The sequence below is a fragment of the Pedobacter hartonius genome, from assembly GCF_900107535.1.
GTDB lineage: Bacteria > Bacteroidota > Bacteroidia > Sphingobacteriales > Sphingobacteriaceae > Pedobacter > Pedobacter hartonius.
On the sequence record NZ_FNRA01000004.1, the window covers coordinates 170,500 to 182,479 of the forward strand.

Here is an 11,980-nt window from a genome sequence, read left to right on the forward strand (position 1 = left end):
ACCTCTTTAAGATGTATTTGTATTCTCAAATGATGTATCCTTTTGTGGATATGGCTTAGAGAAGGGGTATTGATACAGCGATACATTCAGCGAATTTTAAAAATAAAGGGATAGATAGTAGTTTATTTTAGTAAATTTCAGTGACTAAAATTTAACAACCTATATCAGCGGTCTAACTTTGTTTTTTAAAAGTATGTTCAGGTTACTTACACAGCTGATTTTTGTTAAATCACAAAGTCTTTTTTTAAGACCAGCAGCTGGCACGAATGTCACTTGCTAATTTTTAACTTAAGTTAAAAATTAGCAAGTGAGTAAAGTTTAATTTTGGTAATATAAATACTAAACATCATATCATGACAACAACAACAAATCAATCCAATTCTTACGTTTCCAGCGAGGCTGTTGAAACCGCGACGTCATTACGCAAATTGTACTTTACCCGTGTAGCATTTTCGGTGTTATGGATTATCCTTGTGGTAACATTGGGTAAAACCGATAATACCATAGCTACAATACTGTTTATTATTTACCCTGCCTGGGATCTTGTGGCAACATTTTTGGATATCAAAGCGAATCCACCTGCTTCGAACAAAACCCCACAATATATTAATGCAGCAATTAGTGTGATTACAACGATTGCCGTGATTGTTGCGCTGCAGACCGGTATTCCCCAAGCATTAATGGTATTCGGTGCATGGGCATCGCTCACTGGCTTAATGCAGTTGGTCCTGGGCCTTCGCCGTCGTAAACATTTTGAAGGGCAATGGCCAATGATCATCAGTGGTGCTCAATCCATGTTAGCCGGCGGATTCATCATTTATACAGCACATGTTCCAAACCAGGGGATAGCTTCATTGGCAGGATATTCCGCGTTCGGAGCATTTTATTTTGCATTAGCCGCTTTCCGTTTAAGTAAAACAATCAAAAACGTAACCGTTGGCGCTTAAAACCGAAAGGCAAGCCGTTAATCTTTATCGTTTATATCATATTGTGTCAACAGCAAAATATCTATCCTTAATGGTTACCGGGCAAGCGGTAACATCGGTTGCTGAACTTGCAAACAGGTTTCCCCGGGTGGGAGGCTAAAGGATGGGTAGAAGATGATGCACATTACGCAGGCGACGAAGCTGTCGTTGTGACCAATGATAGTGTTAAAGCAAAAGTTCAGGTGGCTGCAATTGCAGCCACCTGAACTTTTGTCGAATTATCCGAAATTAATCCTTTAAAGCCATAAATAAATTATTCAGCGACTCGGAATAGGTAGGGTGTGCAAAAATGTAATTACGGATCTTATCGTAAGTAATGCCGCCCTCCATTGCCATTTGCAATACGCTCATAATTTCACCGCCCTCGGTACCAATTACGGCAACGCCTAATATCTTTTTAGTTTCAGGGTCTACCACTGCTTTCATAAATCCCCGGGTGTCACCGGTTTCAATAGCCCGTGCCACACTTGTCATGGGGAGTTTGGCTACCTTATAATTCAGGCCCTGCTTTTTCGCTTCACTTTCGGAAATACCTACCCGTCCCAATTCCGGATCTGTAAACATGCAATAGGGAACAGGCCTGTCTTGTATGTCCAGGTCTTGCTGATTAATCAGGTTACCGTAAACAACAATGTAATCATTATAAGCAATATGCGTAAAGGCTGGGCCACCTTTTACATCGCCAAGTGCATAAACACCTTCCTGACTTGTTTCCAGTTTGCTGTTTACTATGATATTTTCTCTTTCGTCCATCTTTACGCCAGTTTTATCGAGGCCGAGCGTAGCTGTTTGCGGTGCCCTGCCAATGGCAATAAGCACATGGCTGCAGCTGAGTTCCTGCTCAGTGCCATCAACAATAACTGTAGCACTTATTTTGCCATCTGCCATCTGTTTAAATTTAGTTGTTTTGGCACTGGTATAAATTTTGATGTCCTCCTTTTCGAGGATGCTGGTGAGTTCTTCAGCTACATCTTCGTCCTCGCGGGATAACAAACGGGACGATTTTTCCAGTATAGTAACTTTACTGCCAAACCTGCGGAACATCTGACCAAACTCAAGCCCGATATAATTTCCGCCGATGATCAGTAAATGCTCGGGAACTTCTTCCAGTTCGAGAATGGTGGTTGAGGTCAGGTATTCGATAGCATTCAAACCTTCTATATCCTGAGGAATAATTGTTTTTGCTCCTGTATTGATGAAAATCTGGTCGGCCTTAAATTCCTGTGCATTTCCGTTGTCATTAGGTTTTACAGAAATGGTTTTGATATCGGTAAAGGTCGCCTCACCAAAGAGCAGGTCGAGATTCGGCGTTTTTTCAAGTCCCGCCTGTCCGCCTTTGCGCCATTGAAGCACAATATCGTCCTTTCGTTTTTTAACCTGACGTAAATCGACTGTATATCCATTTATGGTAACACCCATTTCATTAGGTTGACCGGCTAAATAGGCCAAACGCGCACTTGCTACCATGGTTTTAGTAGGTGTACAGCCATCGTTTACGCAAGTACCGCCAATAAAGCGTTTTTCTATCAATAATGTTTTTTTACCAGCTTCAGCCAGTTTTTTTGCCAGGGGGGTACCCGCCTGGCCTGATCCTATAATTATACAATCGTATTTTTTCATTTTGATTCTGTTTTACGCCTTTTTTTTCATCAGTTTTTCATTTAACATAAATGAAATTTGATGACTTTAAGACTCAACAAACATCGTTAGGACCAGGGCACTGTTTTTTAACTTAAGTTAAAACGTTGTAATGAACACTTATTTTTAGGTACAACTGGTAATTCTTTACGTCTTGACCAAAAATAAATGGGTAATAAGCCAATTACTCCCTTTTCTGAATATCGATGGTAAGTTGATCAGTGATTGCTACATAAAATTTTATCGTAGGCAAAGAATTGAGAGTTCCCTCATCTTTAGTTGAGGATCAAAACAAGAAACAATTAAATTTTGCTTATATATTGGAAATTTAATTTATGATGGACAGGAGGAAATTCGTAACGCAATCATCATTGGTCGTGGCGGGGATATTGGCGTCAGCAACAATACCTGCACTCGGCCATACCTATTATCAAGATGCTATGACAGAGAAGCGAGATCAGAAACAGCGCTATCGCCCAAGAACTAAATCAGGCATGGTGGGAGTTGCAGCAGGGATTGCTTTTCCAGGGAATTCTGTCCAATTGTATCAGTAAGATCAGTGTCAAATAGCTATGTTTACTATCCCATGCCATATTTACAGACGATATTTTTTATTTTTATAAAATAATATGTTTGAATATTTTCTATCTTTACGATAAATGGATGCGATTTTTAAATATTTTGATACTTTTTTAACACTGAGTGCTGAAAGTAAGGAGCTTATAGCGGCTAATCTGGAATATGAACTTATAAAGAAAGGCGACTTCCTTTGGAAGGCGGGGCAAAGGTGCAACAAATTTTACTTTATAGTATCAGGCATTGCAAGGCTATTCTTTTACACTGACGAAGGGGAAGAAAATACAGTACATTTTATTGTTGAAAACAGGTTTATAACCGATCTGGAGAGTTTGCGGATGCAAACTCCATCTTCAGTTTCCTGCATCGCGGCGGTGGACTGTAATGTTATAGTCATCAAATCACAAACGCTTCAAAAATTTGATAAGGAAGTTTTTGAGTGGCACGAACTGATCAGGAAGATCACAGAGAAAACTATGTTTGACAAAGTCAAAGTCCGTGACATCCTGTATCAAAAAGAAGCCAAAGAAAGGTTTTTATCGTTCCTGGAGCATTTCCCGACAATTGCAAACAACGTTCCGGCCAACCAGATAGCGTCTTATCTCGGTATTTCTCAGTATACACTCAGCCATTTGAAAAAAGAGATTGCTAAAGATTTTTTGCGAAATCGCAAAAATTAAGGGTCAGCATATCAACACTTTTGTATCGTACAAAATCTAAAGGATATGAAACAATTTGTCAGACGTTATACTACATTATCGCTCTTGCTGATTTTGTTGCTTCAGTGGCGCAGGTCGTTCGGCCAAACTACAGGTGATGAAATAATCTGGCTGAATCAGGAAAAAGAGGGGCATATAGAAATCTACAAATCAGGCAATATGGATGTTGGGAAGCCGGTTTGGATAAAAAATCAGAACGATCTAACTACAGGAATAAACAGATGAAAAAAGTGTTCATAACAGGCGGGTCAGGTTTTGTGGGACAAAGCCTAATCCCATTATTGGTAGAAAAAGGATATTTAGTCAGTGCCCTGGCGCGTTCGCAAAGTGCTATTGACAAGGTTGAAAAATTGGGTGCAGTTGCCATTGAAGGTGATGTGAACAATACGGAAGCCATTACTAAGGGTGTAAAAAATGCTGAAACTGTGTTTCATCTGGCAGGTTATGTTGATTTCTTTGCAAGCGAAAAAGAATTATATGATCTTCACGTAAAAGGGACGGATTTAGTCCTGAGAGAATCTCAAAAGGCAGGCGTTACTAACTTTGTTTATTTGGGTGCAGCATCAGTTATCATGAACGGCCGGCCCATAAAGAATGCAGATGAGGGGTTTATATCTGATCACCTGATTGATGGGTATTCAAAAACAAAGCTAGCAGCAGAAAAATTGGTTTTAGAGGCTAATGCATCCTCATTCAGAACGATTTCAATCCGTCCACCGCTGATTTGGGGCAAGGGTGACCCTAATCTTCCTGAAATTATGGAAGCCATCAGAAAGGGTCAAATGCAATTTATTGGCGATGGACTACACAAGATCGTTACCGGCAATGTAAAAAATGTATGCGAAGCACTGTTGTTAGCAGAACAGCGCGGCACCGGCGGAGAATTTTATTTTATCACTGATGGTGAACAGGTAGTTTTTAAAGACTTTATCAGAAAATATCTGGCTACTCAGGGTGTCGCTGTTCCGGACAAGTTTGTTTCAATTGGAACTGCTAAGTTTATTGCAGGCGTAATGGAATTTTTCTGGAAAATTTTTCGTTTAAAAGGGCATCCGCCTTTATATAGGGCAATGATAAACATACTTGGCATAGAATTTATCACCAGTGATGCAAAAGCGAGAAAAGACCTTGGTTATAAGTCTTTTGTAACTGTCGAACAAGGTTTAGCCGTAATGAGATCGCCTGAAATATAAAAGAAGTTACCTGAATGTCACTATAGGGCTAACGGTGAAAGTTTACAGGCCGGTAAAAAGCTTGCAAATTTTAAAATAGCAGGCTTTTTATCAAAATAGCTGAACAGAACAGTAAGTAGAAGTGTAAGCATTTCTAATGGTTTTCAATTGATATACTAGTCTTCTTTGTTTTCACTGATTAGTTTTGACATCGTAGATTTCTACAGCCTTAAAGGAGATGATTTTTGGGCTGCGGGCGTTCCGGATTATTCCGGAATTACCAGGATAAGGAAACAATTGAGGTTCCATGGTATTATGCAAGGAATATCGTTGGATAAACGATTTGATAAGCCGAATGGTGACGGCTTTCAAAAGTCTACGCTACACTGACACTTGATAAAAGTATATATAGTATTATTGTATGACATAACCCGATGATGAGCGCTAAATCAATTGATAGCTTTTATGAACAGTATGTTGACGGGGAAATAGTATTTCAGAACGATTTCCTTGGTCACTTTAACCTTTTATCCTGGGGAAACCTGCAAAAAGATCAGTCCCGTTGTGAGCAATTACAGAGAAAGCCTTTTTACAAAATTGCATTGCTTTCCGGCGAAGGTGTTTACAGCGTAAATAACAGGCAAATCCCGGTGTCTGGTAACACCATCGTGTTTACACAACCCATGTTACGAACCGGATTCAAAACTGAGGATGAACATTTTGACGGAACATTTATTGTATTCAGTGAAAGCTTTTTAAAAGGAACCAACAGGGCAGCACTCACAGAGTTGCCGATCTTTAGAAATAGAAATATCTACACACAATCCTTAACGAACCCTGAATATGAGGAATTTCGGCGGATTTTCGATCAGGTGACTGCGGAATTCACATCCGATTATCCCTTTAAAGAGCACCTGGTAAGAAATCGTTTGTCAGATATTATTCATCACATTCAAAAATCAGACAAAGACCTGTTGATGGTGGAACCCGAACAAAATAGGGATATAGAAGACCTTTTTATTAAAGTTTTAGAAGATGCTTTTTACAATGTGAATATACACCGCGTATTAGAAGACAAATCCCCGGCATATTTTGCGCAGCTTTTGGGTATTTCCGTAGATCAGCTGAACAGAAATATTAAGCGGACAACCGGAAGAACCACGTTATCCATCATTCATGAACGAATAATAGAAGAAGCCAATATACTCTTAAAATACACTGTTTACAGTGTTAAGGAAATTGCCTGGTGCCTTCACTTCCAGGAGGCATCCCACTTTCAGAATTTTTATAAAAAACATACTGGTGTCACTCCAATGGAATACCGGACAGCATAGTTTTTTTTGCAATTCTTCGGCGTCTTTTTGTAGTGTCCACATCACCTTACATTGCTAATATTGCCTGAAATTTATAATATCAAGCAATGGAAAAATCATTTTTAGTTATCGGTACCGGCGAGGTCGGTCTTGCGATGTTAAACAGCCTGTATGATCAACAGGAAAAACTTGGTCGGCCATTAACAATTGGGGTCCTGGTACAACCGGTATCGAGTTTCATTGATGAGCTCCATGCCAATAAAAGGTATGCGGGTATTCGCATAGAAGCCGTAGATCTGGTCAAAGAAAGTAACGAAACATTGGCATCTGTATTCGGCAGGTATGATACTGTAATTTGCTGCAGCGGCTTTTCGATTGGTGCAGGTATGCAGGTTAAGATTACGCAGGCAGTATTAGCAGCTGGCGTTAGGAAATATATCCCATGGCAATTTGGAGCCGATTATGACCGGATCGGCAGGGGCAGTGCCCAGCCTGTATTTGACGAACAGTTAGAAGTTAGAGATATGCTTCGTGCACAGCAGAAAACACATTGGGTTATCGTTTCGACAGGGATGATTACCAGTTTCCTGTTTCGTGAAGATTTCGGGGTTATTAGTTTGAAAGATCGGATGGTCCGTGCGCTGGGCGACTGGCAGCACTCTCTTACATTAACCGCCTGTGAGGATATCGGCGCGTTGACGGTAGCCATTCTGTTTCATGATCCTGAGGTACTGGATGAAGTGGTGTTTGTAGCGGGAGACACTGTGTCGTTCGAAGAGATTGGCAAGCTCATGGATTTATTATTTGGCGGTGAATTTAAAAAAACGTTATGGGATGTTCCACACCTGCACAAGAAATTGGAAGAAGAGCCACATGATGTTTTTAACCGCTACCGGTTGGTATTTACACATCCCGGAGTGACCTGGTCTATGGATGAAACTTTTAATTATCAAAATAAGATTCCTACAGTTGGTCTTTCGCAATGGGCGAAAGAAAACCTTTCCGGCACCGTAGCATAATGAATAAGATTTTCCGGGGGGCCGTAACAGAAATGTTCCGGCTCTCCATATGATGTAGGTTATGATCATGTGGTTAATGTACGGCATCAGCCAGGGATACTTTACTGCGGGCTTGTTTGACGAAGATCAGGACAAACGGGACGCAAACCAGGAACAGAACACCTACATATAAAAAGACGTCCATATAAGAGAGTAAGGTAGATTGTTTCTGAACCGAACTCTCCAGTACGCCGTAAGCAGCTTGCGTGGCATTTTGCAGGTCATAGCCCTTTGCACGGAACTGTCCGATAAGCTGATTAATCCGTTGCTGAACCAGCGGATCATTTGCGTTCAGGTGGCTGACGAGTGCCACCCGGTGTTGTTGTGACTGCCTGGAGATAAATGTTGAGATAATGGCCACGCCAAAAGCTCCGCCCAACTGACGAAACATTCCTGTAATTGCAGCTCCCTGTGCAATCTCTTTTCCCTCTAAAGTAGACAATGACATGGCGGTTACGGGAACATAAAGCAGTCCCAATCCCAATCCACGAACTAATAATGATAAAAATAAGTTAGCACTTCCTGTCTGCAGGGTAAGTAAGTTGTGCGACCAATATCCGTAAATGAAAAACACGATCATCCCGGTAACGATCAGGTATTTTGACGATACGCCCCGCTGGATCAGCTGAGACACGGCAGCCACAATAAACGCTACGAATATTGTACCGGGCAGTAGTAAAACTCCTGATTGCAGTGCCGTCCAGCCCAATAGGCTTTGTGTAAATAAAGGCAGAACGAAAGTTGTTCCCAATAAGCCGAATCCAAGTAAAAAGGTAAGAATAGTCCCGACCCTGAGATTGGTGTTTTTCAGGACGCGCAACTCTACCACAGGGTACTGATAGCTTAACTGACGCCAGATGAAAAGCATGATGCCGAACACTGCGGTTACAGTAAGGAAAATAATCAGCTTGCTGCTGAACCAGTCGTCATCCTGTCCTTTCTCCAAAACATATTGCAGCGAGGAAACACCTACTGTAAGCAGAATGATGCCAAGCCAGTCCACCTGACTGGCAGGCCGCTTTTGTTCATAACGGGGGCTTTTGATATATTGTATAGTGAGTATAGTAGCCAGAATACCGATTGGAATATTGATGTAGAAGATCAGCGGCCAGGAATAGTTATCGATCAGGTAACCTCCCAATGTGGGGCCGATGGCGGGGCCTATGACCAGTCCCAGTGTATAGATTCCCTGGGCTAAAGCTCTCTTCTCCCTGGGCCAGCTTTCTGCAATGATCGTTTGGGAGGTGACCAGCAATGCGCCTCCGCCCAGCCCCTGAATGAACCTGAAAATAACCATTTCCCAGATATTTGTTGAGTTACCGCATAAAAACGAACATACCGTGAAAACAATAATAGAAATTGCAAAATAATTACGCCTTCCAAATTGTTGGGAAAGCCAGCTGGTCATCGGTACGATGATCACGTTTGCCAGGGAATAAGCCGTAATGACCCAACTGATTTCATTGACCGTTGCGCCAAGGTTACCACGAAGGTCGTTCAGCGCTACATTGACAATAGTGGTATCGATCAGCTCAAGCATCGCGCATACGACTGCAATAGCGGTAATGATGATCCGGCGGCTGCCGTATTCTACAAGGGAGTTATTATTTGTTTCCATGTATAAAATAAAAAGCTGGGAAGAATTTGATAAGACTTTCGCAGATGCTTTTATAAATATGTATTGATATTAATTGTGCCTGGACTTAAAATTCAAAATTCTGGTATAACTCGGGGTCATTTTTTCACTTAAGTTAAATTGGCCCTGGAAATTGAGTTTTCATTGATATATATCTTCAACCGGGCCAGATTGTATTTAAATCTCGGCTGGGCTTCTGTTAAATTAAATCGTTATATTCGTTAATAAATTATGACCTCTTACAATATGCTCACCGATCCGGAGTTGGCCGTCCTTTTGAGGAACGGCAACGAAGCTGCCTTTAAAGTGGTTTATCAAACGTATTGGGATAAAATGCTCGCAGTTGCGGGGAAGCGTTTGGGCAACCTCGATGAGGCGGAAGAAGCCATTCAGGATATCTTCCTTAATCTTTGGAAACGCAGGGAGAAATTTGAGTTAAGGGTTAATTTTGAACACTATTTTGCAGTAGCCGTTAAATTCGAGGTTATCAACCGTCTGGCTAAAAGGTCAAGGGAACAACATCGGAATAATGCATTTGCGCAGCAGAATACAGGACAATTCGAGCCGCTGCAAATGCGCCTCGATCTTGAAGTACTACGGAAACAACTTGAAACAACAATCAGTTCCCTTCCTCCGAAATGTCAATTGGTCTTCCGGATGAGCCGGGAATCGGACTTTACGAATAAAAAAATCGCAACGTATTTGAATATTTCGGAAAAAGCTGTTGAAAAACATGTTACTACTGCATTGAAACTATTAAAGTCGAAATTCGGACCGCTTTTATCGGTCATTTTGTATCTAATAACTATATCCAAGTAGTAAATAGATCCTATGCTCAATAATTTTTTGCTTCAGGTAGGGTATTACTCTTATAGATTGGCTATATAATAAAAAAGCTATTACTAAACCTTCCCATAGCTGAGATGAGTGATACAATAGCGAAACCAATTCAATGAAAACGACAAATTTTAAAGCTTTCTACGTGACGGTATTAATAGTTGGCCTGCTATTTTTATTTCTTATCGGGCCCTTATTCAAGATCCTTCATTTTAATAAGAATATTGGAAATAGCTGTATGCTATTTGGTGTTTTTTTGTTTTTGGCAGTGTTGATACATTCCACCATTTGCCTTTGGTTAAGGTTAAAAAAAAATAATTAATATAATATCCTGATTACACTTGAACCGTCTTTTAAGAATCGATGATATAACTTGAACAGCTGTAAAAATGTTCAATTAAAGGATGGCGTTACCTTCATTGGCCTTGTCTTATTAGTTATCTTTCCAGAAGTGCGATACCTTTGGATAGATATATTAATCCTAAAAATTGAGTCTTTGCAAATATCAAGAGGTTATAATATACTAAAATAGATGGCTAGCCGATCAATTTACGCAACTCTTAGGCCTAATCGGGAAGGATGCATATGAATAAACTGAAGTTGGTATTATTCAGCCCATAAATAAACTAAACAGTGAATGTTTATTCTTATTATAAATCATTATTCGTCTGTTAAAATAAAAAAAAAGAGAAATTTCATACTATTTTGATAGTTTCTTGTAAATTATAGTAGGGTATACTTCATTATAATTGGCTATAATTTAAAATAGCTAACTATGCAGTATTCAAACACCCCCGATCGAATTAACCTTCTTGCTCAAAAATGTCAGGATGGAACAATTACAATTGAGGAACGTAAAGAATTCGAAAATTGGTACAATGATTTTGATAATTCATTGTATATAGAATCCGGGGAGTCGCGGGCAGACATGGAGCAAAGGCTTTATAGTCTTATTAAGGAAAAAGGTGACATCACTTCAAAAAGAACATTTAAATGGTCCCGCCTGGCGGCAGCTGCTTCAATCCTGCTTTGTCTTGGTATAGGCGGATATTATATCAATCAGCGGGAAAGAGTAGGGCAGGTGGCCCAAGTGAGGAGTCACGATATTGCTCCCGGAAGTAATAAAGCCATCCTGACATTGGCTAATGGTCAGAAAATCTTACTTAATGACGCTAAAAACGGTCGTTTGGCCGTACAGGGAAGCACCAGTATAACCAAAACATCTGAGGGGAGCCTGGCTTATAAATCGGCAGACCGTTCCTCATCAGCAATTGCTTATAATACAGTGAGTACCCCGCTGGGTGGCCAATATCATCTCAGCCTGGCTGATGGAAGTAACGTGTGGCTGAACGCAGGTTCTTCCATTAAATACCCTACGAGCTTTAACGGTACAGAACGCAGGGTAGAGATCACCGGCGAAGTTTATTTTGAAATTGCACATAATGTAGCCATGCCTTTCAGGGTGGTTACTACCCGTCAGGTAGTAGAAGTATTGGGTACACATTTTAACGTGAATGCCTATGCGGACGAAATAGCTATCCGAACCACTTTGCTGGAAGGTTCGGTAAAAGTGACCGGATTGAATACTACCAAAATTATTAAACCCGGGGAACAGGCTGTTTTGAGCAGGGATGGTCTGGCTGTCGCCAATGCTGATCTGGAAGAGGCCTTAGCCTGGAAAAATGGCTATTTCCGTTTCAACGATGAAAATATAGGCAGTGTCATGCGTAAACTTTCAAAGTGGTATGATATTGAAGTTATTTTTAAGGATCCGGCGACTGAGGAAGGATTCAACGGAAAAATTTCCCGGTATAAAAATATCAGTCAGGCATTAAAAATGCTTGAAAAAACAAAGGCCGTTCACTTTCAAATTCAGGGAAGGAGGGTTATCGTGACGCAGTAATTTTACTTGATTAATGATCCAATAAAGCCATTCCGGGGTCGAGCCGGAATGACTTATCAAATGGATTTCAACTAGCTATTAACTAATTAAGGAACGCGAAGCACCGGATCTTCTGGAAAATGCAATGGTACCTCGCTTAAAA

The 11,980-nt window shown here is 40.6% G+C and carries 11 protein-coding genes; 9 read left to right on the top strand and 2 right to left on the bottom strand.

Annotation, left to right across the window (positions count from 1 at the left end; genetic code table 11):
* Positions 1-353: 353 nt before the first annotated feature.
* Both BLW16_RS09280 and BLW16_RS23235 read left to right on the top strand, forming a co-directional pair.
* Positions 354-947, top strand: coding sequence for a DUF308 domain-containing protein (locus BLW16_RS09280; RefSeq protein WP_090556304.1), 594 nt, complete (start codon positions 354-356; stop codon positions 945-947).
* A 107-nt stretch (positions 948-1,054) separates the two neighbouring features.
* Positions 1,055-1,192 (top strand): hypothetical protein, encoded by a 138-nt coding sequence (locus BLW16_RS23235; RefSeq protein WP_175470529.1) that lies wholly within the window; start codon positions 1,055-1,057, stop codon positions 1,190-1,192.
* A 22-nt stretch (positions 1,193-1,214) separates the two neighbouring features.
* Here the strand turns inward: BLW16_RS23235 and lpdA are convergent, their stop codons facing one another.
* Positions 1,215-2,606 carry a dihydrolipoyl dehydrogenase gene (gene lpdA / locus BLW16_RS09285; protein ID WP_090556305.1) on the bottom strand — a complete coding sequence of 464 codons (1,392 nt, stop codon included), beginning with the start codon at positions 2,604-2,606 and terminating at the stop codon, positions 1,215-1,217.
* Positions 2,607-3,283: 677 nt separating this feature from the next.
* Here lpdA and BLW16_RS09295 point away from each other — a divergent pair.
* The 5 genes from BLW16_RS09295 (at position 3,284) to BLW16_RS09320 (ending at position 7,423) form a co-directional block, all read left to right on the top strand.
* Positions 3,284-3,880, top strand: a complete 597-nt coding sequence (locus BLW16_RS09295; RefSeq protein ID WP_090556307.1) for a Crp/Fnr family transcriptional regulator — start codon at positions 3,284-3,286, stop codon at positions 3,878-3,880.
* Positions 3,881-3,925: 45 nt separating this feature from the next.
* A complete protein-coding gene (locus BLW16_RS09300; protein WP_090556308.1) occupies positions 3,926-4,144 on the top strand; it encodes a DUF2147 domain-containing protein in 219 nt (72 codons plus the stop codon).
* Entirely contained in the window at positions 4,141-5,112 is a 972-nt protein-coding gene (locus BLW16_RS09305) for an NAD-dependent epimerase/dehydratase family protein (RefSeq protein ID WP_090556309.1), read from the top strand. The genes BLW16_RS09300 and BLW16_RS09305 overlap by 4 nt, the downstream gene beginning before the upstream one ends.
* 413 nt (positions 5,113-5,525) lie before the next feature.
* Positions 5,526-6,425, top strand: coding sequence for a helix-turn-helix domain-containing protein (locus tag BLW16_RS09315; RefSeq protein ID WP_090556311.1), 900 nt, complete (start codon positions 5,526-5,528; stop codon positions 6,423-6,425).
* Between the two features lie 86 nt (positions 6,426-6,511).
* The gene (locus BLW16_RS09320) at positions 6,512-7,423 is read left to right on the top strand and encodes an aromatic alcohol reductase (protein ID WP_090556312.1); all 912 of its coding nucleotides are present in this window, start codon (positions 6,512-6,514) and stop codon (positions 7,421-7,423) included.
* A gap of 73 nt (positions 7,424-7,496) precedes the next feature.
* On the opposite strand, the gene BLW16_RS09325 is transcribed toward BLW16_RS09320, so the two are convergent.
* Positions 7,497-9,080, bottom strand: a complete 1,584-nt coding sequence (locus BLW16_RS09325) for a DHA2 family efflux MFS transporter permease subunit (RefSeq protein ID WP_090556313.1) — start codon at positions 9,078-9,080, stop codon at positions 7,497-7,499.
* A 249-nt stretch (positions 9,081-9,329) separates the two neighbouring features.
* Between BLW16_RS09325 and BLW16_RS09330 the strand changes: the two genes are divergently transcribed.
* Together BLW16_RS09330 and BLW16_RS09335 are read left to right on the top strand one after the other, a co-directional pair.
* Positions 9,330-9,917 (top strand): RNA polymerase sigma factor, encoded by a 588-nt coding sequence (locus tag BLW16_RS09330; protein WP_090556314.1) that lies wholly within the window; start codon positions 9,330-9,332, stop codon positions 9,915-9,917.
* A gap of 793 nt (positions 9,918-10,710) precedes the next feature.
* The gene (locus BLW16_RS09335; protein ID WP_090556315.1) at positions 10,711-11,838 is read left to right on the top strand and encodes a FecR family protein; all 1,128 of its coding nucleotides are present in this window, start codon (positions 10,711-10,713) and stop codon (positions 11,836-11,838) included.
* Positions 11,839-11,980 lie beyond the last annotated feature (142 nt).

Excerpts from the sequence above, each read along its gene's own strand:
- BLW16_RS09280 (WP_090556304.1), top strand. The coding sequence starts at position 354 with ATGACAACAACAACAAATCAATCCAATTCTTACGTTTCCAGCGAGGCT.
- lpdA (WP_090556305.1), bottom strand. The coding sequence starts at position 2,606 with ATGAAAAAATACGATTGTATAATTATAGGATCAGGCCAGGCGGGTACC.
- BLW16_RS09295 (WP_090556307.1), top strand. The coding sequence starts at position 3,284 with ATGGATGCGATTTTTAAATATTTTGATACTTTTTTAACACTGAGTGCT.
- BLW16_RS09300 (WP_090556308.1), top strand. The coding sequence starts at position 3,926 with ATGAAACAATTTGTCAGACGTTATACTACATTATCGCTCTTGCTGATT.
- BLW16_RS09305 (WP_090556309.1), top strand. The coding sequence starts at position 4,141 with ATGAAAAAAGTGTTCATAACAGGCGGGTCAGGTTTTGTGGGACAAAGC.
- BLW16_RS09315 (WP_090556311.1), top strand. The coding sequence starts at position 5,526 with ATGATGAGCGCTAAATCAATTGATAGCTTTTATGAACAGTATGTTGAC.
- BLW16_RS09320 (WP_090556312.1), top strand. The coding sequence starts at position 6,512 with ATGGAAAAATCATTTTTAGTTATCGGTACCGGCGAGGTCGGTCTTGCG.
- BLW16_RS09325 (WP_090556313.1), bottom strand. The coding sequence starts at position 9,080 with ATGGAAACAAATAATAACTCCCTTGTAGAATACGGCAGCCGCCGGATC.
- BLW16_RS09330 (WP_090556314.1), top strand. The coding sequence starts at position 9,330 with ATGACCTCTTACAATATGCTCACCGATCCGGAGTTGGCCGTCCTTTTG.
- BLW16_RS09335 (WP_090556315.1), top strand. The coding sequence starts at position 10,711 with ATGCAGTATTCAAACACCCCCGATCGAATTAACCTTCTTGCTCAAAAA.